The following is a 20,977-nucleotide window of genomic DNA, read 5'->3' on the forward strand; positions in this document are numbered from 1 at the left end:
GTCGGCTCGCGGCGCTGTGGATTCTCAGGATTGCCGCAGTGCGCCTTCGAGGACGGCAGCGTGCACGGCCCTGGCGAGTCGGGCGCCCCACAGGGAGCGCGGTCCCGCGAAGGGTTCGGCGGGGGCGGGGCCCGGGGTGGGAGCGGCGATGCAGACGGCGTCCGTCGGGGTGCCCGAGCAGTCCAGGCCCGCGTCCAGGAGCGCCTGGACCTTGGCCTCGGTGGCGGTGGCGACGGCGTTGACGAGTGCGGCGTCGGAGAGCGGCACGGGGAGCGTGACGACGATGTTGATCGTGCCCGGTCGCGGCGGCCCCTCGGTGCCTTCCGCCGGGGCTGCGGCCCAGCCGCGTACGCCGAGTCCGCAGGTGGCGGTCGCCGTCACGCCCTCGTCGGCCGCGACCGTGTACGCGGTGACGTCGGCGGCGGTCATCAGCCCGGCGCCGGGTCCGGTGAGATGTTCGGCGGCGGCGATCTCGGCGAGGTGCCGGTCGGGATCCAGCCGCGGGTAGCCGCCGGGCACCTGGGCGTTGAGTATCCAGTCGCGCGGGCCGATGCCGCCGCCGAGCACGGCACTGCCGCACACCCGCCAGCCCGGCCCGAGTCGCCACACCAGATGGTGCAGTTGTGCACCGTCCTCCCGCCGGGCCCGCAGTTCACCGCGTTGTTCGGGCAGCCGGATGCGTACGGAACTGATGGGGCACCCCCGGTGGCGCGGCAGGACGGCGGTCGGCTCTTGGCCGGTCGATCATATGTGCCGGTGCCACACCGGCCGGAAAGCGGGTTGCCGGTGTTCACAACGCCGTCCACAGGACGAGGAGTTGGTGCGGGTGCCGCTCGGTGAGACCTCTCGTCCCGCCGGTCGTCGATCAGAATCCTGGCGCGGCCGGGCAGGCCGCGCCGCACATCGGGGGCCGCCCGGAACACCCTCTCCCCCTTCACCCGAATGGCCTAACGCGGGCACGGGGTGCCCACCGCCGTGGCAGGCGGTCACCGCCCAACCGCCGAGCATGCGGCGGGCGGCCTTCGCGGCCCGGGCGGTTGCAGCGTCCATCCGGGTGAGGCGCGATGGAAGGCGGACGCGCCTCCTCTGATGGCCTCAGCCACAGGACGCGCCCGGACGAGGAGGAATCGGTCATGGCAGCCGCTGACGGTTTCACGGATTCCGGAGAGCTCGACGGCCTGACGGTGTACGACACCGACGGCGAGAAGGTCGGCAGTGTGGGCCGGGTGTACGTCGACGACAACACCGGCCGACCGGACTGGATAACGGTGAAGACCGGCCTGTTCGGCATGAAGGAGAGTTTCGTTCCGCTTGCCGGAGCCCGCCGCGTCGGATCCGATCTGCACATCTCGCATCCGAAGGACCGCGTCAAGGACGCCCCCCGGGTGGACGCGGACGCACATCTGTCCGTGGCGGAGGAGGAAGAGCTCTACAAGCACTACGGCCTCGCCAGGAACACCACCGCGAAGCTCGGCGACCGGCCGGGCACGGGCAACACGACGGCGTCCGGGACGGGCACCACGGCCATGGGAGCAGCGGGAGCCGCCGGAGCGGCCGGGGCCATGGGTGCGTCCGGTGCCGGACGCACCACCGGGTCCGACAAGTCGGCCATGACCGGCACCACCGCATCCGGTACGGGCACGGCCCGGACCACCTCGTCCGGCATGGCCGGCGCCGGATCCGGTCCGGGCCAGGGCAGGCACCGCGGCGCCGGGGCGGCCGGCACCTCGCGGCCCCTCGTCGGCGCCGGGGCGGGCTCCGAACGGTCCGCCGACCTGGGCGGCAAGGAGGAGATGATCCGCTCCGAGGAGCAGCTCCACGTCGGCACCGAGGAGTACGAGAGCGGGCGGGCCCGGCTGCACAAGTACGTCGTCACCGAGAACGTCACCAGGACCGTGCCGGTGACGCACGAAGAGGTGCGCCTGATCCGTGAGCCCCTCCAGCCCGGCGAGAAGACGACGGAACGGGCCGCGATCCGCGAGCAGGACGTCGAGGTCACCCTGCACGCGGAACGCCCGACCACGCGCAAGGAGACCGTGGCCGTCGAGCGGGTGCGGATGGAGACCAAGAAGGTGACCGAGCAGAAGGAGGTCTCCGCCGAACTCCGCAAGGAGCAGATCGACTACGCGGACGGCACCGACATCGGTGGCAAGGACATCGGGGGCGAATTCGGCCGGGGGCGCCGCCGCTGACCCCGTACCGCACACCGCGGCGAACGGCCGCAACCGGAAAGCTCTCAGGGCGGACCCGCGCAGTGCCGGGGTCCGCCCGACCGCTCGCGTGACGCCCGGCCGCTCTCGTGGCTCCCGGCCGCCCTCGTCACGCCCGACCGCTCTCGTCACGCCCGGCCGCCCTCGTGGCTCCCGCCGCCGGACGCCACGTCCCCGCGGGCCGCCCCGGCAGGAAGCGCACCGAGGGCCGCCCGTCCGGGCCGTCCGGCGTGACGCGGGCGGCGACCCGGTAGACGTCGGCGATCAGCTCCTCGGTGATCACTTCGGTGGGGGTACCGGCGGCCACCACCCGCCCCTCCTTCAGCACCGCGATCCGGTCGCAGAACATCGCGGCCAGGTTGAGGTCGTGCAGCGCGATCACACCGGTGAGCGGCAGCGAGGCGATCAGCGCGAGGAGTTCCAGCTGGTGCTGGATGTCGAGGTGGTTCGTCGGCTCGTCGAGCAGCAGCTCGCGCGGCTGCTGGGCCAGCGCACGCGCGATCTGGACGCGCTGGCGCTCGCCCCCGGACAGGGTGTGCCAGGACTGGTCGCCGCGGTCGGCCAGACCGGTCCGCGCGAGTGCTTCGCGTACCGCCTCGTCGTCCGCCCGGTCCGGTGCCGACCAGGCCCTGCGGTGCGGGATGCGCCCGAGCCGCACCACGTCGAGCACGCTCAGCTCGACCTGGGTGACGGCGTGCTGGTCGACCACCGCGACCCGCCGGGCGACGGTGCGGCGGCCGGCGTCGGCCAGCCGCAGTCCGTCGAGGGTGACCACACCGGTCTCCGGGGCGAGGACTCCCGCCAGCACACGCAGCAGGGTCGACTTGCCGGAACCGTTCGGTCCGAGCAGCCCCACCGTGGCGCCCGGCCCCGGGGCGAGGTCGACCCCGTCGAGAATGAGGCGGCCGCCCGCCGTCCGGCTGACCCGTTCGGCACGCAGCCCCGCTGCCGCCGCGTCCGTCATGCGGTCCTCCGGGTGCGGTACAGGACCAGGACGAACGCGGGCACACCGATCAGCGCGGTGACCACGCCCACGGGCACCTCCTGCGGGTCGAGGACCGTCCTGGCGAGGGTGTCGACCCAGACCAGGAACACGGCTCCGGCCAGCGCCGTGACCGGCAGCAGCCGCCGGTGCCCGGAACCGGCGAGGGCACGGGCGGCGTGCGGCAGCACCAGACCGACGAAACCGATGGCGCCGGCCGAGCTGACGAGTGCGGCGGTCAGCAGCGCGGTCGTGCACAGCAGCACGATCCGGGTACGCGCGACATGGACGCCGAGCGTGGCGGCGGCGTCCTGGCCGAACGCGAAGGCGTCGAGCGTACGAGCATGGCCCAGGCAGACCAGCAGGGCCACGGCGAGAACGGCGGCGCAGACCCACACATCGCTCCAGCCGACCCCGCTGAGCGAGCCGAGCAGCCAGAACAGCACCCCGCGGGTCTGCTCGGCGTCGGCGGCGGTCATCACGACGAAGGAGGTGAGCGCGGAGAACAGCTGCATGGCCGCGACACCGGAGAGCACCACCCGGTCGGTCGTGCCGCCCAGGGTGTGGCTGAGCAGCAGCACGAGGGCGAACGAGCCGAGCGCCCCGACGAACGCACCGGTCGAGATCGACACCGCTCCCCCGCCGACACCGAGGACGACGACCACGACCGCCCCGGTGGACGCGCCGGAGGAGACCCCGAGGACGAACGGGTCGGCGAGCGGGTTGCGGAGCAGCGACTGCATGACGGTGCCGCAGACCGCGAGCCCGGCGCCGCACACCGCGGCCAGCAGGGTGCGCGGCATGCGCAGGTTCCAGATGATGCCGTCCCGGATCGGGGAGAGCTGTGACCGCCCCCAGCCGAGGTGCGCGGCGACCGCGGACCAGACGTCGGCCACCGAGACGCGGGCGGGGCCGATGGTGACGGCGACCGCGACGGAGCCCAAGAGCAGCGCGATGCCGCCGGCCCACAGGGCCCCGCCGCGCAGCCGCCGTACGCCCGTCGTGGTGCGCGCCGACGCGGTGGGGGCCGTCGGCACGGCCACCGCCGTGCCGGGTCCGGTCCGCGTCATCCCGCGAGCCCGAACCGGCGCAGCCCGGCGGCGACGTGTTCGACGCCCTCGACCGTCCGGATGGACGGGTTCATGGCCTGGCCGCTCAGCAGGACGTACCGCTTGTGCCTGACCGCGTCCATGTTCTTGGTGACGGGGTCGGACTCCAGGAACTCGATCTTCTTCGCGGCGCTCTCGGCGGTCTGGGCCCTGCGGGTCAGGTCGCCGATGACCAGGACGTCGGGGTTGCGGTCGGCGACGGTCTCCCAGTTGATCTGGGGCCATTCCTCGTGGGTGTCGTCGAAGACGTTCTTCGCTCCGAGCGCTTCGGTGATGACTCCGGGTGCTCCGCAGCAGCCGGCCAGGTACGGGGCCTTGGAGTCGGAGAACCAGTACAGGAGGGTGGCGCCGGAGGCGTCGATGCCCTCGGTCGCCTTCTTCACCCGGTCCCGCAGCCGCGCCACGAGCGCGTCGCCGCGCTCCGGTACGCCGAACACCCGGGCCAGGTCGTGCACTTCGCCGTAGACGCTCTCCATGGTGAGCGGCGCGGTACGGGCTCCGTCGCCGCCGCCGCTGTTGTCCTTGCCGGTGCAGTCGGCGGGCGAGACATAGGTGGGGACGCCGAGCGATTCGAACTGTTCACGGGGGGCGACGCCGCCCTTGGCGAGGGTCGACGCGAACGAGGCGCTGACGAAGTCGGGTTCCTGGTCGAGGACCTTCTCCGAGGACGGCCGGTTGTCCGAGATCCTGGGCACCTGGGCGTTGGCCTTCTCCAGGCCCTTCATCACCGGGTCGGTCCAGGTGGCGGTGGCGGCCATCCGGTCGGCGAGACCGAGGGAGAGCAGGATCTCGGTCGATCCCTGGTCCACCGGGACGGCGCGGCGCGGCGCGGCCTCGACGGTGACGGTGCGTCCACAGTTCTTCAGCGTCACCGGATATCCGTCCGCGGGGCCCGGTTTCGCGCCGGACCGACCGGCTCCGCCTCCACAGGCGGTCAGCAGGACGAGTCCCGCCGAGAACAGGGCGACGGTGCGGACGGGGCTGGCTATGGACGTCACGGAGTCCCTCTGCGTCTCTGGGCCCATGCGCGGAGCCCGTTGTACTGAGTCCCCCGGTCCGGAACCGGACCGAGGATGCCAGCAGGTCTTCGGACTCGGGTTCTTTCGGACGGGGCGCCTTCCCGGGCACCCGAGGGTGGTCCCAGTGGCCGTGGCCCCGCCCGTCCCCCTCACCGCTGCGCGTCAGTTCCGGATTCACACCGGATTCCCTGACCCCTACGTGGAGTTTGACTGGCCCCGGCAAGCTATCACGTGCCTCCGTGCGGTTCTCGGGCGGTTGTGCGGCTCACGGGCGGTGGTGGCCGGTGGTACGCCGGGCCGTTTTCCCGTCGCACCACCTGCCTGCTGCCTGCGGAACGGCCCTCAGGGACGCTGAAGGGCGAGGACCGCGTTGTGGCCGCCGAATCCGAAGGAATGGCTGACGGCGCGCCTGATGGGCCGCCGCAGAGGTTGCTTGGTGACGCAGTCGATGTCGAACTCGGGCGCCGGGGCATCCAGGTTGGCGATCGGAGGGACCACTCCGCGCTGGAGCGTGAGGACGGTCAGCCCGGCCTCGATCGCTCCGGCCGCCCCCATGCAGTGCCCCAGTACGCCCTTGGGTGCGGTGACGGGCGGCCGGTGCGGGTAGACCCGGGCGATGAGGGCGGCCTCGACGGCGTCGTTGACCGGGGTCGCCGTGCCGTGCGCGTTGACGTGCTCGACGTCCTCGGCCGCCCAGCCCGCGTCGCGCAGCGCGGCCTCCACCGCTGCCTGGGCGACCTTGCCGGAGGGGCGCGGGCTGATGGGGTGGTGGGCGTCGGTGGTGGCGCCGGTGCCGGCGAGCAGCGCCCGAGGGGCCGCGTCCCGGGCCCGCGCGTCGTCCGTCCGCTCCAGCACCATGACGGCCGCGCCCTCGCCCATGACCAGGCCGGCCCGGTCGGCCGCGAAGGGCCGGCACAGTCCGGCCGGGTCGCCGTCCCGCCGGGCCCCGGCCCCGGACCTGGCGAACGCGGCCATGGCCGCCGGGTAGACGATCGACTCGGTGGCTCCGGCGATCGCGATGTCGCACTGCCCGGTGACCAGCAGGTCGCGGGCGACGGACAGCGCGGTGGCGCCGGACGAGCAGGCGGTGCACGGCGCCATGCTGGGGCCGGTGGCCCGCAACTGGATCGCGATCTCGGCGGCGGGCATGTTCGGGATGGTGAGCAGGATGCCCGACGGCGAGGTGGCCCCGGCGCCGAGCCGGTCGAGCACGACGGCCTGCTCGGTCAGCGAGGCGGAACCGCCGCTGCTGGTGCCGACGACCACCGCGACGCGGCTGCCCTCCCACCGGGCCGGGTCGAGCCCGGCGTCGGCGACCGCCTCCCGGGCGGCGAGCACGGCGAGTTTCACGTACTTCCCCATGCGGAAGGACGCCCTGCCACCGATCGCGGCGTCCAGGTCGATGCCGTCGACCATGCAGGCGAAGTCGATGGCGCAGCCTTCGAGTTGGGCGACGGTACGGGCCGGTGACGCTCCCGCGCACACACCCCGCCAGGTGGACTCCGTGTCGTTGCCGACCGGGGTGATCATGCCCAGGCCGGTGACGGCTACGGCCGGCCTGTTCATCGGGCGTTGCTCATCGCTGCCCCGCCGCCCATCCGCGCGCCGCTGCCGGCCGCCGCGTCGATGAACCGTGTGATGTCGGCCAGCGTGGCGTCCTTGGGGAACTGGTCGAAGCCCCGGTCGCCGCCGGCCGTCTCCCTGATGAGGACGGCGAACTCGGCGACGGCGAGGGAGTCCATCTCCAGGCTGTCCATCGTGGAGCCCGGGTGGATCTCCGCTGCGGGGACCTTGAAGGTGTGTGTCAGAACCTCGGTGATCTTGGGGTGAATCGCGCTCATCAGCTTTCTCTCCATCATTCGGTCCGGCTGTCGGGGCCGGCGGTGAAACCGCCCCGACGCCGAATCAACTAGGAGGAGTGCCTCCAGTTACGCCTTGTGCCGAACCGATTCGCCACCGTCCTCCCCGCGCTCCCCGCACCACCGGGCCAGGACGGACGCCGTACCCCAGAAGGCCAACAGGACAACGCGTACCCCGAGGGCCCCGGCCGCCTCCCTGATCCGACGGCTCCGCACAGCTGTTCCCTTCCTCGTCATGGCCGTCACCGCTCGCCCCGAGCCGCTTCCCGGCCCCCGTCGGTCTGCCAGAAAGCTCCCGGATCGTCGTAGGCGTCCACGTAGTCGGCGCCGGCGATCGGCCAGTCGGCGAGCAGTTGCGGCGGCAGCGCGAAGGATTCGACGAGTTCGGGAAGGTGGGCGGCGACCGTGGTGATGAGCTCCTCCATCCGGTCCGGCAGGCCGTTGACCTGGTCGGCGGTCAGCAGCCCCGCGGCCAGCAGATCACCGGCGTTGCGGGCGATCCGGTCCAGCGCGAAGAGCCGCTCCAGCTCGCCGAGCCGGTCGCGGGCGGGCCCCTCGGGCAGCGCGGCCACCGCCTCCGCGTACGCCTCGGCCGCCTGCCGCTGGGCGTGCGCCTCGACGCCGCGCAGAGCGGGCCCGGACGCCGCGTTCCACCGCGCCAGCGGATCGCCGTGCGGTGCGCGGCCGATCCGCCGCCGGGCCCGGCCGAACCAGATCCGCTCCAGCTCCGCGAGCAGCCCGCCGAGGAAGCCGGGATCGTCGAGATCACCGGGTCCGCCTCCGGGGGAAGGACCGGGTCCGGGCGGTGCGGCGGCGAAGAGCATCTCCGCGGCCGCCTTGGCGTGGATGGCCAGATTGTCGCCCTCGGCGGTGATGGCGCCCTCCACCCCGGTGAGGAGCTCGCTCATGCCGTTGTGCTCCAGGAGTGCCTGGGCGCCGCAGCGCTCCCGGGACTCCACGATCACGGACCTGGCCTGCCAGGTGATCCACCCCTTGGCGACGGCGACCAGCCGCTCGGCCTCCTCCCGCCGCTCGCCGCGTTCCCAGCGGTCCAGGGCCCTGCGGTGCAGCAGGCTCATCGCGAACACGGTGGCCATGGCCGAGGCGAGCGGACCGTGGTGACTGCGGTGGGCGATCACCGGCACCCGGTGCGAGCCCCGGGGACCCGAGATGTACCGGTGGCCGCCGTAGCGGACGGCGACCGCGAGCGTCGCGCGCGCACAGCCGACCGCGCAGGCCGTCATCGAGATCTTGCCGGAGGTGACGCGCCCGATCGACGCGAGGAAGCGGCGCCTGCGGTTGTCGACGGCGCTGCTGAACTCCCCGTCCGCACCGATCCGTCCGTGGTCCCCGTCGAGCAGCGCGGCGCGTCCGACGAAGACCCGGTCGAAGGAGGTCAGGCAGTGGTCCACCGGGCTGCCCGTGCGGGTGGGGAGCGTGCGGACGCGCACCCCGGGCAGGGCCTGTTCGTCGTCGGTGAGCGGCACCAGGAAGAGGAAGACCCCGTGGTCGGCACCGTCGACGAGCAGGCGGGCGGCCACCAGACCGGTCTTGGGGCCGCCGGCCGGGCTGGTGTTGGGCATGAATTTCTGCGCCCCGGCGTGCGGTGTGCGCAGCACGAAGCCGTCACGCTCACGGTCGTACTCGGCCGTGGTCTCGACGGCCGCGGCGTCGTTGCCGTGTGCCACCTCCGTACAGAGGAAGGTGCCGATGCTCCGCAGCCGCAGGAAGTCCGACAGGTCACGGTGGCCGTCGCCCCCGTGGTCGAGGAGGCTGCCGAGAAAGAGGTTGTAGTGGATGCCCGCCACCGTGGTGAGTGCCGGGTCCACCGGGCCCAGCCATTCGTGCAGCGCCGCGAGGGCGCGGGGGTCGGCGGCGAGCCGGGCACCGCTGTCCAGGCAGCCGTTGAGGACGCGCAGCCGCTCGTACGCCAGATCCAGGCGCTCCTCGGCCGAGCGGCGGTCCGGGCGGCGGAAGGGTTCGGTACTGATCAGCCGCTGCCAGAAGCCATGCTCCCGGCGGAAGTTGCCGCCGAGGAGCACACCGGTGAGGAGGTCCGTGGATCGTTCTGCGGAGGGGCTGTCGATCGTTGCGGTCATGGAAAATAAAACGATCAAGCAACGGCGAGGACACCCGGGTCCGTCGGTGACGGGCCGTCCGGGTCGGCACGCTGGAAGGCGAGTACGACGTTGTGTCCGCCGAAGCCGAAGGAGTGGCTCAGCGCCCGCTCGACCGGCTGCCTCCGGGGTTCCTTGACCACGCAGTCGAGGTCGAACCCGTCCGGCAGCGAGTCCAGGTTGGCGATCGGCGGGACGAGGCCGTGCTCCAGGGTCAGTACGGTGGCGACCGCCTCGATCGCCCCGGACGCCGCGAGGGTGTGCCCCAGGACGCCCTTCGGTGCGGTCACCGACGGCCGGTGCGGGAAGAGCTCGGAGATCAGTGCGGTCTCCATCGCGTCGTTGAGCTGCGTCGACGTGCCGTGAGCGTTGATGTGGTCGACCTCGTGGGCCGCCCAGCCCGCCTCGCGCAGCGCCGCCTCGACGGCCTTGCGCGCGCCGCCGCCCTCCGGGTCCGGGGCCGTGGGGTGGTGGGCGTCGGTGCTGGAGCCCGTGCCGGTCAGCAGCGCCCGTGCCCGCCCGCCCCGGGCGTACGCGTCGGCCGTCCGCTCCAGTACGAGCACGGCGGCGCCCTCGCCGATCACGAACCCGTCCCGGTCCGCGGCGAACGGCCGCGACGCCCCCGCCGGATCGCCGGTGCGCAGCGAGAGCGCGCCCATTCCCGCGAAGGCGCTCACCACCAGCGGGGTGAGCACGGCCTCCGCGCCGCCCGCCACCACCACGTCGCACCGGTCGTTCAGCAGCAGATCGCGGGCGACGGCCACGGCCGTCGCCCCGGACGCGCAGGCGGTCGCCGGGGCCAGGCCGGGGCCGTGGGCCCGCAGGGCGATGGCCACCTCCCCGGCGGCCGCGTTGGGCATCATCATCGGGACCAGCAGCGGTGACACCGCGTCCGCTCCGCCGTCGTCGAGCCTGCGCACGTTGTCGACGAGCACGGACACCCCGCCCACCCCGACGCCGAGGACCACGGCGACCCGGTCGCCGTCCCACCGCTCCGGCGACAGGCCGGCGTCCGCCACGGCCTGGCGGGCGGCGACCAGCGCCATCTTCACGAACCGTGCCATCCGCCACACCGAACGCCCGCCGACCGCCGCGTCCAGGTCGATCCCGTCCACCGGACAGCCGAAGTCGACCGGCAGTCCTGCCAGTTCCTCGCAGCCCCGAGCCGTGGACACACCTGCGCACAGCCCCTCCCAGAAGGTGTGCTCGTCCGCGCCCGCCGACGTCACCAGCCCCAGCCCGGTCACCGCGACGCCTCCGTCAACCCTCGTCATGTCCGCCCCCTCCTCCATAATCGATCACGCCTACTGGTTGTCGAACGGCCGTAGCCCCGGCAAGGATGCGCCCAATGAGCCGAAAGGGTCATCGATACCTCCGGCGGGCGGAACGGTGCCGCACGCCACGGTGACCGTCTTCACCCGTCCGGGCCTGCCCGCCGTGCCGTCCGCGGCGGCAGGCCGTCCCCTGGGGGGATGGAAGCGGACCACGAACAGCCGAAGCCCCCGAAGGACAGTGCCGAGCTGGAGGAGCTGCGCGCCAGGGTGGCTGTGCTGGAGTCCCGTGCCCCGGCCCGGCACCGGCCGCGCGCCCGTTCGTTCCTGGCCGTGCTGCTCGTCCTGGTCGCGGCCGTTCTCACCCCGCTGAGCATCGTGTCGTCCTGGGCGAAGAACCAGATCACCGACACCGACAACTACGTGGCGATGATGGCGCCGCTCGCCTCCGACCCCGATGTGCAGACCGCGGTGACCGATCGCGTCACCGGTGCCGTCATGCAGCACCTGGATGTGAAGGCCCTGCTGTCCGAGGTCTCCCCCGCGGACCGGCCGGTGCTCGACAAGGCGCTGTCGAAGCTGAACGGCCCCATCACCACGGGAATTTCGGACTTCGTGCACGGGACCGTGGAGAAGTTCGTCGCCAGTGACGCCTTCGCGACGATCTGGACCGACCTCAACCGGGCGGCCCAGTCCGCCGCGGTGAAGGCGCTGTCCGGGAGCGGCGGCGGGGCCGTGAAACTCACCGACGACACCGTCACCATCGACCTCGCACCGGTCGTCGACCGGGTGAAACAGCGTCTCGTCGACCGGGGGCTGGGCGTCGCGGCGAAGATCCCCGAGGTCCACACCGATTTCACGGTGCTCACCTCCGACTCGGTGGGCAAGGCCCAGAGGTGGTTCCGGGCCCTCCAGATCATCGGGTTCTGGCTGCCGTTGGTCACTGTGGCGCTCGCCGCGGGCGGGGTGCTCCTCGCGGTGCGCCGCCGCCGCGCCCTGGTCACGACGGCGCTCGTGGTCGCGGCCGGTGCCGCGGTGCTCGGCCTGGCGTTGTGGGTGGGCCGGGCGTTCTATCTCGACAGTCTGCCGTCCGGGGTGTCGCAACCGGCTGCCGGCTCGGTCTTCGATGCCCTGGTCGGACAGATGCGTGCCCTGGTCCGCATGGTCGTCACGCTCGGCGCCGTGGTGGCCCTCGCCGCCTGGCTCACCGGTTACGGCCGCGCCGCCGGCCGTGTCATGGCGATGTGGAGCGGCGGCATCGGTGCCGTGCGGGACGCGGCCGGGTTCACCGGCGGCCCGGTCGGCCGGTGGGTGCATCGTGCCAGGCGCCCGCTGAACTGGACGGTCGTCGTGGTGGCCGCCGCGGTCCTGGTGGCATGGGACCGGCCGACGGGCCTGGTCACGGTATGGATCGCGCTCTGTGCGCTGTTCGTCCTCGCTGTCGTCGAGTTCCTCGACGACGACAGCAGCCCGCATCTGGCGGTGCCCGGGGGCTGACGGCTCCCGGGCCCGCCGTCGGCCGGCCGGGGCGTGTTCAGCTCCGGTCGAGTGCCGCCCGCAGCTCCACCCCGTCCGGCGGGTTGGCGCCGGCCCGGGCCACGGTCACGGCTGCCGAGGCCGCCGCGTGCCGCAGGACATCGGCCGTCCGGGCCCGGTCCAGCGAGCGGAGCCGCTCCCGTCCGTCCGCACCGAGCAGCCCGTGTCCGGCGAGGGCGTGCAGGGTGCCCGACATGAAGGCATCGCCCGCCCCCACCGTGTCGACGACATAGGTGGGCAGCGCGTCGACCGTCACCCGCCCGCCGGGCAGTACGGCCAGCGCCCCGTCGCCGCCCCGGGTGACGAGGACCAGTGCCGGGCCGGTGGCCAGCCACCGCTCGGCGACCCGCTCCGGGTCCTGGCCCGGATACAGCCATTCCAGGTCCTCGTCGCTGGCCTTGACCACGTCGCTGAGCGCGACGCACCGCTCGACCCTGCGGACCGCCGACTCATGGTCCCCCATCAGCTCGGGCCGCACATTGGGGTCGTAGCTGACGGTCGCGGCCGTCCGCATCGACTCCACGGCGGCCAGGACCGTGGCCGCCCCCGGTTCCATCACCGCCGCGATGGAACCGGTGTGCACATGATGGGGCGGCCGGTCCAGCGACACCGGGCCGAGCGTCCAGGTGATGTCGAAGGTGTACTCGGCCCGGCCCGCCGCGTCCAGGGTGACGGCGGCGGACGGGGTGGGGGCCGTGGCGCCGTCCGTGCGGACCTCGACCCCGGCACCGGCGAGATGGTCCCTGATCAGCCGGCCGTCGTCGTCGGGGCCGAGCTGGGTGAGCAGGGTGGCGCCGTGCCCGAGCCGGGCCAGGCCGTACGCGACGTTGGCCGGGCTGCCGCCCGGGTGGACCTGTTCGGCCGCACCCGGCAGCCGGACGATGTCGGCGACGCATTCGCCGATGACCAGCAGGTCGAGTCTGTCGAGCATGGGGGTGGGGTCTCCTAGGTCGTGTCCGTAAAGTCCCGCCTGGCACGCGACGCCCTCTGGGCGTACGACGGGACTTTACGGACACGGCCTGGAGTGCGGTGACGGAAGCAGGCTGCTGATGGTGACCCGGCCGTCCCCGCCGAACACCTCGACGGCACAGGTGTCCATGAACAGCCTGATCCGCAGCCGCCGTTCGCCGTCGACAGTGGTGAGGGCCACAGGCGCGGCGGGCCGCTGGACGAGTCCCCCGGCGGTCAGGGGCAGCTGGCGGGCGATGCCGAGCCGGCCGTTCCATTCGCCGGTCGGGGCGCTGGACGCGTAGTCCCAGTTGCTGAGCCGGCCGAGCTTCAGTAACACACGTCAGTTCGACGTTGCAGGCAGGTTTCGAGGGGTTGGCCGATGTCAGGAGGGGGGACGCAGCGAGTCCCCCGCCCCTTCGAGGGGGGCCGGGGGACTCGGGTCCGTACGCGGATCAGGAGGCGCCCTCGCCCCCGTAACGGCGCTCGAACTTGGCGACCTGCCCCTCCGAGTCGACGACGCGCGCCTTCCCGGTGAAGAAGGGGTGGCTCTCGGCGGAGATCTCCACGTCGATGACGGGGTAGCTGTTGCCGTCGTCCCAGTCGATCGTCTGCTCGCTCGACGCGGTGGACCGGGTCAGAAAGGCGTAGCCCGCCGAACGGTCACGGAAGACGACGGGACGGTAGGAAGGGTGCTTGTCCTGCTGCATGCCTGCTCCTGGGGACGTACGGGGTCGGCTCGGGTGATCCCGACCAGCCTCGCGAACCGAGAGGTGCGGCGCGATCGGACACGTCCGTACGGGCGTCGGCCCGCCCGGCCCCTCCCTGCCGGGTGCACGGGCCTGCGCCCGGCCGTGCACCGGGCGTGCACCCGCCCGTGCTCAGCGTCCGGCCGCCTCCATCGCGTCGGCCACCAGCGTCAGGAAGGCCGCATGGGCCCGCGCGCTGCACACCGGCTCCGGGTTCCAGGGCACCACCCGGGCGGCCCGCTGGATCACCGACCAGTCCGCGTTGGTCCGCAGCTCGTCGAGCGGTGTGGCGTTGGCCCTGACGTCGGCGAGTACCACCTCGGGGCGCAGGGCCGCCGCTTCCGCCCAGCCGACCGTGGACCAGTTCGCACCGGGCCCCTCGGCGGGCTCCACGAGGCCGACGCCGAGCTCGGCCAGCACCCGCAGCTCGGGCCACATCCGGGGGCGGGCGAGGTGGGTCTGCTCCTGGCCGGCCGGGGAGAGGGCGACGACCCGGGGCCCGTCCGTACCGGCGGCGAGCGTGCGCAGCCGGTGCCGCGCTCCGTCCAGGTCCTGGGTCGCGGCCTCGGGTTCCTCGGCCCCGAGCGACCGGGCGAGCAGGGCGAACCGGTCACCGATCTCGGCGAGGGTGCGCGCCTGCCCCACGTCGATGACGACGACGGGGACCTGCTCCTCCAGATGCTTGGCGGTCTCCGGGGCGAGCCCGTAGACATGGCCGCCGCCGTAGCTGACGGCCACCACGAGGTCGGGCTCACCACTGAGCAGGGTGTCCACGTCCAGGGTGCTGCCCGCGCCGAGGTAGTCGACCTCGGCCGGCGGGAGCGAACCGGTCTTCGCCGCGTCCGGCACGGCCGGGTCGTCGTGATCGGAGCCGAATATCGCGCCGGGGCGTATGCCGTGGTCCCACAGGGTCGCCCCGGCCTGGACATAGGCGAGCACCCGCGCCGGGCGCCGCTCGGCCGTCGACAACTGTCCACGATCGTCGGAGAACTGCCACACGGTCTGTTCCCTCATGCCACACGCCCCTCGCCACCGGTCGCCGCACCCCGCGTTCCGGGGTCGTACACCAGTACCTGCCCAGCGGACTCCGGTGGCACCCCACCCGGCGGCGGGCCGGCACGGATGGCGCGAAGAAGCCCGTGCACGGCCGTGAATCGGCCCCTGCCGTCGTCGCACGCACCGGCCGGGCCCGTAGAAGTCCCGCCTGACTCGCGACGCCCTCCGGCCGTACGACGGGACTTCACGGAAACGACCTAGAGGTTGGGGCGGATGGCGTCGGCGATGACCTTCAGGCCGGCCACGCCCGGGCTGGGAAAGAGCCCGACGTTCGGGAACGCCTTGGTGGGCACGCCCTTCCAGGCGATGTCGGTGTCGAAGAGGTGCATTCCGGCCCAGAAGTCGGTGCCCAGCTCGGAGTTGAGGTGGGCGGCCCACTGCCCGTCCATGTCCATGATCACGCGCTTGGGGCCGATCCCGCCGTTGTGCGGCACGAACTCACCCGTCGTGAACGCCTGCGGGACGCTGAAGTTCAGCATGGTCAGCTCACCGGCGGCCCGGGGCACTCCGTCGACCTCCGGAGTGGCGAAGAACTTGCTGTCCCCGAACGCGGCGAACTGGATCCAGAAGTCCTCGATCTCGTAGACCTTGCCGGTGGCGGAGACGACGCGGAAGCCCCCGGGGTAGCAGACCCGGCCGCTGGGCAGTTCGATGTTGTCGTACTGCTCCCCGATGGGCATGACCACGGCCGTGCCGTTGTCGGTCAGACGGATCGGGGCGATGGCGTCGATCGTGGCGCCGGCCCTCCTCAGGCCGTCCAGGAGGGGCTGCGAGAAGGTGACCTTCGCCGTTCCCTCCTTGGAGAGGTACAGGCCGGTCTCCCCCGGCTTCACACAGCCCTTGACAGCGGCCGCGTGCTCCTGGGCCCGGACCTGCGGAGCCGACTCCGCTGCGGCGGGCACCGCCTGACCGGCCGTCAGCATGACGGCGCAGAGTCCGGCGGCCACTGCGAGGGGGGCAAGGGTGTAGCGCATGGCTGGTCTCCCTGAGAGACGAATGAGGCATGACGGGCGAACGCCCGCCCAGACATCTACCAATGGCACCGGCTTCAAGATCGTCGGCGCGGCGCCCGATCGCGCCGAACGGCGGATCAAGCTCATTCCAATGGTCAGAGCCGGGCCGGCCCCATGCGTCCGCTCAGTCGGTCACGGCATCGGGATCGACACCGAGTCCGGTCAGGAAGGCCGCCGCGGCCGGGGTGGGGCGGAAGCGGCTCCAGACCAGGCGCTCGGTGCGCGCGGGGGCATCGCGGACGGCCAGCACGTGCACGCCGGTCAGCTCCGCCGCGAAGGCCGCCGGCAGCATGGCGATGCCGAGCCCGCTGCGTACCAGCCGGACGATGAAGTCGGTGCTGCTGACCTCGAACGCCACCTCCCGGGTGAGGCCCATCGCCGCGAACGCCTCCTCCGACTGCGCACGGGCCGCGGTGCCGTCCGGGTGGTCGACGAAGATCTCCTGCGCCAGCCGCTCCAGCCCCGTTTCCGCCTGCCCGGCCAGGGCGTGGGTCGGTGCCACGACCGCGACCAGTTCGCCCGTGGCGAGTTCGTGATCGCTCACGCCCTTGGGCCGGTAGCTCGGCAGCACTCCCAGGAACGCCACGTCGAGCGTCCCGTCCCGCACCTCCTGGGCCAGGTCCTTGCTCGCTCCGTCCCGCAGCACGATGTGCACCTTCGGGTGGCGGAGGTGGAAGGCGCGCAGCGCGGCCGGGATGTCGACCGCGGAGATGGTCGGGATGGCGCCGACCGCGAGGCGGCCGCGGACCTCCCCCGCCGTCGCGGCGACCTCGGCGCGGGCCCGCTCCGCCGCGTCCAGCGCCTGCCGGGCCTCCGGCAGGAACGCCTCGCCCGCCGCGGTGAGCCGGACCCGGCGGCTGGTGCGGTCGAAGAGCCGGGCTCCCAGCTCCTTCTCCAGCCGGGCGATCTGATGGCTCAACGCGGACTGGACGACCAGGCACCGCTGCGCGGCGCGGGTGAAGCTTCCCAGCTCCGCCACCGCGACGACGTACCGCATCTGCTGAAGTTCCATGGATCCATCGTGAACCACGATCGATCGAATGAAAAACATGTGTTGGACTCATGGATGGCTGACCCCGAGGCTGGGACACATGGCTCACACCACTCACGAGACCCGTAGCCGGGTCGTGCCCCGCACCGTGTCCCAGCCGCCCGTGCTCGGGCGCGGTCTGGTTCTGCTGATGGCGCTCGCCGCCGCCCTCTCCTGCGCCGGGAACTACTTCGCGCAGCCACTCCTCGACGTCATCGAGGCGAATCTGGACATCGGTGTCACCGCCGCGGGGCTGATCGTGACCGCCGCCCAGGCCGGGTACGCGCTGGGGCTGATCCTGCTCGTCCCGCTCGGGGACGTCATGGACCGACGACGGCTCGCCGTGGGCCTGTTCGCCCTGACCGCCTTCTTCCTCCTGGCGACGGCCGCCGCGCCCACCGGCCCGCTGCTGATCGCCGGCACCCTGCTGACCGCGCTGACCTCCGTCGGGGCCCAGGTCGTGGTGCCGTTCGCGGCGGCCCTCGCCGCTCCGGCCGAGCGCGGCAGGATCGTCGGCGTCGTCATGTCCGGCGTGCTGCTCGGCGGGCTGTTCGGGCGCCTGGCCGCCGGCGCGCTCTCCGAACTGGGCGGCTGGCGGACCGTGTACTGGGTGAACGCGCTGCTCATGGCCATCATGGCGGTGCTCCTGCACAAGCGCCTGCCCCGCCTGCCCCGGCCGGGCGACGCGGCCACGCTGCCGTACACCGGGCTGCTGCGCTCCACGCTGGCCCTGCTGCGACAGGAACCCCTGTTGCGCCGGCGGGCGGCCATCGGCGCGTTCTCCATGGCCTCGTACAGCGTGCAGCTGACCGCGCTGACGTTCCTGCTGACCCGGCCGCCCTTCCAGTGGAACGCCGCCGCCATCGGGCTCTTCGGCCTGGTGGGCGTCATCGGTGTGGTGGGCATGAACATCGCGGCCCGGCTGAGCGACCGCGGCCGGGTGCAGGTGGTGTCGGGAACCGCGGCGGCGCTCCTCACGCTCGCCTGGCTGCCGCTGCTGGCCGGTGAGTCGTCGCTGCTGTGGCTGACGGTCGGCGTGATCCTGCTGAACATCGCCCAGCAGGCGGGGCTCAACAGCAGCCAGAACGTGATCTACGCCCTCCGCCCGGAGGCCCGCAACCGGATCAACTCCGCGTTCATGACGCTCTTCTTCCTGGGCGGGGCGGCCGGTGCGGCGCTCGCCTCGGTGGTCTGGTCCCGGGCCGGCTGGAGCGGCGTCTGCCTCCTGGGCGGTGCGCTCGCCGCGGGCAGCCTCGTGCTGTGGATCCTGGAGCGCACCCGGATGGCCTCCGCCGCGCGCCCCGGAACCGGAACGGGAACCGGGTCCGGCGCCGTCAGTCGTTGACGGCGGTCAGGAGCACCACGGCGTCCTCCAGGGCCAGCAGCCCGTGCCGCTCCTGCGGGATCGGATGGAGCCCGCCGGCGCCGAGCTCCACATCGCCCGAGGCAGCCGTGAGACGGACCCTGCCGCGGAGCACCTGGAGGGAGGCCGCGGTGGGGGCGTTGTGCTCGTCGAGTGCGGAGCCCGAGGTGAGGGCGATGACGGTCTGCCTCAGGGGTTCCTGATGCAGCAGGCGGTGGGCACTGCGTCCGTGCGCGGAGGCTCGGGCCGCGGCCAGATGCTCGTCGGCGAGGGCATTCAGATCGTCCATGTGCCCACTGTGCCGCAGTGCCCGTCCCCCCGCGATCCTGGCGCCGGGCGGCGACGCGCACCACCCGGCCGGGTCAGCCGCCGGCCGTCCACCGGTACCGGACGTCCGGCTCCCGCTCCTCGTTGCGGCCCCCGTCGTCGAACGAGACGGCGGTGAACCCGTGCCGCTCGTAGAAGGACCGGGCATCCGTGTTGCGCCGGAAGACGTACAGCGTGAGCTCGCCGGCCGCGAGCCGGCGCACCTCGGCCAGGAGCAGCGAGCCGATGCCCCGGCGCCGTACGTCGGGGCGCAGATAGAGGTGTTCCAGCTCGGTTCCGTCCAGGGAGGCGAAGCCCAGCAGCTCTCCGGCGCCGGTCTCCGCGACCCGCACCGTCGTCCCGGGCAGCACGGCGTGGGTCATCCAGGCGAGGGTGTCCTCGTCGCTGTGCACCTTCGGCAGATACGGCATCGACGCGGCGCGCGAGTCGAGGAAGAGCCGGGTCAGCGGACCGGCGTCCTCGGCGGTGGCCCCGCGCAGCAGCACCCGGCCGTCCGGTCCGGAAGTGTTCGGTGACATCTCGTCCCTCCTGGTCCAGCCGCAACACCGCCGCTGTGCGCGGTCCGCGGTGAACTGCTCGTATGCGCGGACGAAACCTATGCCGGGGCCCGCCGGGTCCGCCAGCGGGATTCGGCCCGTCCGGGCGGGGCAGTCGCGGACCGGCGCGGGCCACCCGCGAAAATGTGACGGGGGAACGACCGAAGCGACCGACCGACACGGAGGAATGGGCAGATGCCGCACGAACGAGCTGGACAGCCGGCCCGGCCGGAGGATCTCATCGATGTGGCGCGGCTGGTGACGGCGTATTACGCCCTGCACCCGGACCCGTCCGAGCCGGACCAGCGGGTGGCGTTCGGCACCTCCGGTCACCGCGGGTCGGCCACGGCCACCGCGTTCAACGAGGACCACATCGCCGCCACCAGCCAGGCCATCAGCGAGTACCGGGCGATGCAGGGCACCGACGGGCCGCTCTTCCTCGGCGCCGACACCCATGCGCTGTCGGAGCCCGCCCGGGTCACCGCCATCGAGGTGTTCGCCGCCAACGACGTGACGGTGCTCGTCGATCCGGCCGACGGCTTCACCCCGACCCCGGCGGTCTCGCACGCGATCCTCGGCCACAACCGGGGCCGGACGGCAGGGCTCGCCGACGGTGTGGTGGTCACCCCGTCCCACAACCCGCCCGGCGACGGCGGGTTCAAGTACAACCCGCCGAACGGCGGCCCGGCCGGGTCCGGTGCCACGGGCTGGATCCAGGAGCGGGCCAACGAGATCATCGCCGCCGGGATGAAGGACGTGCGCCGGCTGCCGTACGCCCGCGCACGGGCGGCGTCGACCACCGGGACGTACGACTTCCTCGGCTCCTACGTGGCCGACCTGCCCTCCGTGCTCGACCTGGACGCGGTGCGCGCGGCCGGGGTGCGCATCGGCGCCGACCCGTTGGGCGGTGCGTCGGTCGCGTACTGGGGCCGGATCGCCGAGCAGCACCGGCTCGATCTGACGGTCGTCAATCCGCTGACCGACCCCACCTGGCGGTTCATGACGCTGGACTGGGACGGAAAGATCCGGATGGACTGCTCGTCGCCGTACGCGATGGCCTCGCTGATCGGGCAGCGCGACCGCTTCCAGATCGCGACCGGGAACGACGCCGACGCCGACCGGCACGGCATCGTGACGCCGGACGCCGGGCTGATGAACCCGAACCACTACCTCGCCGTCGCCATCGACTACCTGTACGCCCACCGGGAGCGGTGGCCGGCCGCCGCGGGAGTCGGCAAGACGCTGGTCTCGTCGGGGATGATCGACCGGGTCGCCGCCGGTCTCGGCCGTCAGCTGGTCGAGGTGCCGGTCGGCTTCAAGTGGTTCGTGGACGGTTTGGTCGACGGCTCGATCGGGTTCGGCGGCGAGGAGTCCGCCGGGGCCTCGTTCCTGCGCCGCGACGGTTCGGTGTGGACGACCGACAAGGACGGCATCATCCTGGCGCTGCTCGCCTCGGAGATCCTCGCGGTGACCGGCAAGTCCCCCTCCGAGCACTACGCGGCGCTCACCGCCCGGTTCGGTGAGCCCGCGTACGCCCGGATCGACGCTCCCGCCGACCGTGAGCAGAAGGCGGTCCTCGCGCGCCTCTCCCCCGAGCAGGTCACCGCCGACACACTGGCCGGTGAGCCGGTCACGGCCGTGCTGACCGAGGCGCCCGGCAACGGCGCGCCGATCGGCGGCATCAAGGTGACCACCGAGAACGCCTGGTTCGCGGCGCGCCCCTCGGGCACCGAGGACGTGTACAAGATCTACGCGGAGTCGTTCCTGGGCGCCGGTCATCTCGGCCGGGTGCAGGAGGAGGCCAGGGCCGTGGTCTCCGCGGCGCTGGGGTCCTGATCCGGGCCGGGGCGGC

At 72.9% G+C, this 20,977-nt stretch carries 20 protein-coding genes and 1 riboswitch; of the genes, 4 read left to right on the forward strand and 16 right to left on the reverse strand.

Features of this window, described 5'->3' with window-relative positions; translation table 11 throughout:
• Window positions 1-24: 24 nt before the first annotated feature.
• Complete coding sequence (locus ACFYY1_RS23100) at window positions 25-609, reverse strand: adenosylcobinamide amidohydrolase (RefSeq protein ID WP_388588419.1); 585 nt, start codon at window positions 607-609, stop codon at window positions 25-27.
• 524 nt (window positions 610-1,133) lie between these two features.
• On the opposite strand from ACFYY1_RS23100, the gene ACFYY1_RS23105 reads away from it, so the two are divergent.
• Window positions 1,134-2,192, forward strand: coding sequence for a DUF2382 domain-containing protein (locus ACFYY1_RS23105; protein WP_388588421.1), 1,059 nt, complete (start codon window positions 1,134-1,136; stop codon window positions 2,190-2,192).
• A gap of 127 nt (window positions 2,193-2,319) precedes the next feature.
• Here the strand turns inward: ACFYY1_RS23105 and ACFYY1_RS23110 are convergent, their stop codons facing one another.
• From ACFYY1_RS23110 to ACFYY1_RS23140, 7 genes are all read right to left on the reverse strand, one after another.
• On the reverse strand, window positions 2,320-3,174 hold the full coding sequence (locus ACFYY1_RS23110; RefSeq protein WP_388588424.1) for an ABC transporter ATP-binding protein: 855 nt from the start codon (window positions 3,172-3,174) through the stop codon (window positions 2,320-2,322).
• Complete coding sequence (locus tag ACFYY1_RS23115; RefSeq protein WP_388588427.1) at window positions 3,171-4,262, reverse strand: FecCD family ABC transporter permease; 1,092 nt, start codon at window positions 4,260-4,262, stop codon at window positions 3,171-3,173. Before ACFYY1_RS23115 ends, ACFYY1_RS23110 begins: the two co-directional genes overlap by 4 nt.
• A complete protein-coding gene (locus ACFYY1_RS23120; RefSeq protein ID WP_388588430.1) occupies window positions 4,259-5,299 on the reverse strand; it encodes an ABC transporter substrate-binding protein in 1,041 nt (346 codons plus the stop codon). The genes ACFYY1_RS23115 and ACFYY1_RS23120 overlap by 4 nt, the downstream gene beginning before the upstream one ends.
• A gap of 62 nt (window positions 5,300-5,361) precedes the next feature.
• Window positions 5,362-5,550, reverse strand: a riboswitch (cobalamin riboswitch).
• Window positions 5,551-5,662: 112 nt separating this feature from the next.
• The gene (locus ACFYY1_RS23125) at window positions 5,663-6,886 is read right to left on the reverse strand and encodes a beta-ketoacyl-[acyl-carrier-protein] synthase family protein (RefSeq protein ID WP_388588433.1); all 1,224 of its coding nucleotides are present in this window, start codon (window positions 6,884-6,886) and stop codon (window positions 5,663-5,665) included.
• Window positions 6,883-7,161, reverse strand: coding sequence for an acyl carrier protein (locus ACFYY1_RS23130; RefSeq protein WP_388588435.1), 279 nt, complete (start codon window positions 7,159-7,161; stop codon window positions 6,883-6,885). The genes ACFYY1_RS23125 and ACFYY1_RS23130 overlap by 4 nt, the downstream gene beginning before the upstream one ends.
• Before the next feature lie 260 nt (window positions 7,162-7,421).
• Window positions 7,422-9,278 carry an acyl-CoA dehydrogenase gene (locus tag ACFYY1_RS23135; RefSeq protein WP_388588437.1) on the reverse strand — a complete coding sequence of 619 codons (1,857 nt, stop codon included), beginning with the start codon at window positions 9,276-9,278 and terminating at the stop codon, window positions 7,422-7,424.
• A 14-nt stretch (window positions 9,279-9,292) separates the two neighbouring features.
• Window positions 9,293-10,570 carry a beta-ketoacyl-[acyl-carrier-protein] synthase family protein gene (locus tag ACFYY1_RS23140; protein ID WP_388588439.1) on the reverse strand — a complete coding sequence of 426 codons (1,278 nt, stop codon included), beginning with the start codon at window positions 10,568-10,570 and terminating at the stop codon, window positions 9,293-9,295.
• A 198-nt stretch (window positions 10,571-10,768) separates the two neighbouring features.
• On the opposite strand from ACFYY1_RS23140, the gene ACFYY1_RS23145 reads away from it, so the two are divergent.
• Window positions 10,769-12,064: a hypothetical protein gene (locus tag ACFYY1_RS23145; protein WP_388588441.1), complete on the forward strand. Its 1,296-nt coding sequence runs from the start codon at window positions 10,769-10,771 to the stop codon at window positions 12,062-12,064.
• 37 nt (window positions 12,065-12,101) lie between these two features.
• On the opposite strand, the gene ACFYY1_RS23150 is transcribed toward ACFYY1_RS23145, so the two are convergent.
• From ACFYY1_RS23150 to ACFYY1_RS23175, 6 genes are all read right to left on the reverse strand, one after another.
• Window positions 12,102-13,034 (reverse strand): carbohydrate kinase, encoded by a 933-nt coding sequence (locus ACFYY1_RS23150; RefSeq protein WP_388588444.1) that lies wholly within the window; start codon window positions 13,032-13,034, stop codon window positions 12,102-12,104.
• A 75-nt stretch (window positions 13,035-13,109) separates the two neighbouring features.
• Complete coding sequence (locus tag ACFYY1_RS23155; RefSeq protein WP_388588446.1) at window positions 13,110-13,391, reverse strand: GH32 C-terminal domain-containing protein; 282 nt, start codon at window positions 13,389-13,391, stop codon at window positions 13,110-13,112.
• Between the two features lie 115 nt (window positions 13,392-13,506).
• Window positions 13,507-13,761 (reverse strand): type B 50S ribosomal protein L31, encoded by a 255-nt coding sequence (locus ACFYY1_RS23160; protein ID WP_362452362.1) that lies wholly within the window; start codon window positions 13,759-13,761, stop codon window positions 13,507-13,509.
• A gap of 171 nt (window positions 13,762-13,932) precedes the next feature.
• Complete coding sequence (locus ACFYY1_RS23165; protein ID WP_388588450.1) at window positions 13,933-14,814, reverse strand: ABC transporter substrate-binding protein; 882 nt, start codon at window positions 14,812-14,814, stop codon at window positions 13,933-13,935.
• 239 nt (window positions 14,815-15,053) lie between these two features.
• Complete coding sequence (locus ACFYY1_RS23170) at window positions 15,054-15,830, reverse strand: hypothetical protein (RefSeq protein WP_388588453.1); 777 nt, start codon at window positions 15,828-15,830, stop codon at window positions 15,054-15,056.
• A gap of 163 nt (window positions 15,831-15,993) precedes the next feature.
• Window positions 15,994-16,881, reverse strand: coding sequence for a LysR family transcriptional regulator (locus ACFYY1_RS23175; protein WP_388588456.1), 888 nt, complete (start codon window positions 16,879-16,881; stop codon window positions 15,994-15,996).
• A gap of 79 nt (window positions 16,882-16,960) precedes the next feature.
• On the opposite strand from ACFYY1_RS23175, the gene ACFYY1_RS23180 reads away from it, so the two are divergent.
• Window positions 16,961-18,244: an MFS transporter gene (locus ACFYY1_RS23180; RefSeq protein ID WP_388588459.1), complete on the forward strand. Its 1,284-nt coding sequence runs from the start codon at window positions 16,961-16,963 to the stop codon at window positions 18,242-18,244.
• On the opposite strand, the gene ACFYY1_RS23185 is transcribed toward ACFYY1_RS23180, so the two are convergent.
• Together ACFYY1_RS23185 and ACFYY1_RS23190 are read right to left on the reverse strand one after the other, a co-directional pair.
• A complete protein-coding gene (locus tag ACFYY1_RS23185; RefSeq protein ID WP_388588462.1) occupies window positions 18,234-18,551 on the reverse strand; it encodes a cupin in 318 nt (105 codons plus the stop codon). The two genes, ACFYY1_RS23180 and ACFYY1_RS23185, sit on opposite strands and share 11 nt — an antisense overlap.
• Window positions 18,552-18,624: 73 nt before the next feature.
• On the reverse strand, window positions 18,625-19,107 hold the full coding sequence (locus ACFYY1_RS23190; protein WP_388588464.1) for a GNAT family N-acetyltransferase: 483 nt from the start codon (window positions 19,105-19,107) through the stop codon (window positions 18,625-18,627).
• A gap of 213 nt (window positions 19,108-19,320) precedes the next feature.
• Here ACFYY1_RS23190 and pgm point away from each other — a divergent pair, with 213 nt between their 5' ends.
• A complete protein-coding gene (gene pgm, locus ACFYY1_RS23195; RefSeq protein ID WP_388588466.1) occupies window positions 19,321-20,961 on the forward strand; it encodes a phosphoglucomutase (alpha-D-glucose-1,6-bisphosphate-dependent) in 1,641 nt (546 codons plus the stop codon).
• Window positions 20,962-20,977: the final 16 nt, after the last annotated feature.

The organism is Streptomyces sp. NPDC001890, from assembly GCF_042891445.1.
GTDB lineage: Bacteria > Actinomycetota > Actinomycetes > Streptomycetales > Streptomycetaceae > Streptomyces.

Coding starts and splice junctions, on each gene's coding strand:
- ACFYY1_RS23150 (WP_388588444.1), bottom strand. CDS start 13,034: ATGCTCGACAGACTCGACCTGCTGGTCATCGGCGAATGCGTCGCCGAC.
- ACFYY1_RS23140 (WP_388588439.1), bottom strand. CDS start 10,570: ATGACGAGGGTTGACGGAGGCGTCGCGGTGACCGGGCTGGGGCTGGTG.
- ACFYY1_RS23105 (WP_388588421.1), top strand. CDS start 1,134: ATGGCAGCCGCTGACGGTTTCACGGATTCCGGAGAGCTCGACGGCCTG.
- ACFYY1_RS23145 (WP_388588441.1), top strand. CDS start 10,769: ATGGAAGCGGACCACGAACAGCCGAAGCCCCCGAAGGACAGTGCCGAG.
- ACFYY1_RS23175 (WP_388588456.1), bottom strand. CDS start 16,881: ATGGAACTTCAGCAGATGCGGTACGTCGTCGCGGTGGCGGAGCTGGGA.
- ACFYY1_RS23135 (WP_388588437.1), bottom strand. CDS start 9,278: ATGACCGCAACGATCGACAGCCCCTCCGCAGAACGATCCACGGACCTC.
- ACFYY1_RS23170 (WP_388588453.1), bottom strand. CDS start 15,830: ATGCGCTACACCCTTGCCCCCCTCGCAGTGGCCGCCGGACTCTGCGCC.
- ACFYY1_RS23110 (WP_388588424.1), bottom strand. CDS start 3,174: ATGACGGACGCGGCGGCAGCGGGGCTGCGTGCCGAACGGGTCAGCCGG.
- ACFYY1_RS23115 (WP_388588427.1), bottom strand. CDS start 4,262: ATGACGCGGACCGGACCCGGCACGGCGGTGGCCGTGCCGACGGCCCCC.
- ACFYY1_RS23165 (WP_388588450.1), bottom strand. CDS start 14,814: ATGAGGGAACAGACCGTGTGGCAGTTCTCCGACGATCGTGGACAGTTG.
- ACFYY1_RS23185 (WP_388588462.1), bottom strand. CDS start 18,551: ATGGACGATCTGAATGCCCTCGCCGACGAGCATCTGGCCGCGGCCCGA.
- ACFYY1_RS23190 (WP_388588464.1), bottom strand. CDS start 19,107: ATGTCACCGAACACTTCCGGACCGGACGGCCGGGTGCTGCTGCGCGGG.
- pgm (WP_388588466.1), top strand. CDS start 19,321: ATGCCGCACGAACGAGCTGGACAGCCGGCCCGGCCGGAGGATCTCATC.
- ACFYY1_RS23125 (WP_388588433.1), bottom strand. CDS start 6,886: ATGAACAGGCCGGCCGTAGCCGTCACCGGCCTGGGCATGATCACCCCG.
- ACFYY1_RS23160 (WP_362452362.1), bottom strand. CDS start 13,761: ATGCAGCAGGACAAGCACCCTTCCTACCGTCCCGTCGTCTTCCGTGAC.
- ACFYY1_RS23180 (WP_388588459.1), top strand. CDS start 16,961: ATGGCTCACACCACTCACGAGACCCGTAGCCGGGTCGTGCCCCGCACC.
- ACFYY1_RS23130 (WP_388588435.1), bottom strand. CDS start 7,161: ATGAGCGCGATTCACCCCAAGATCACCGAGGTTCTGACACACACCTTC.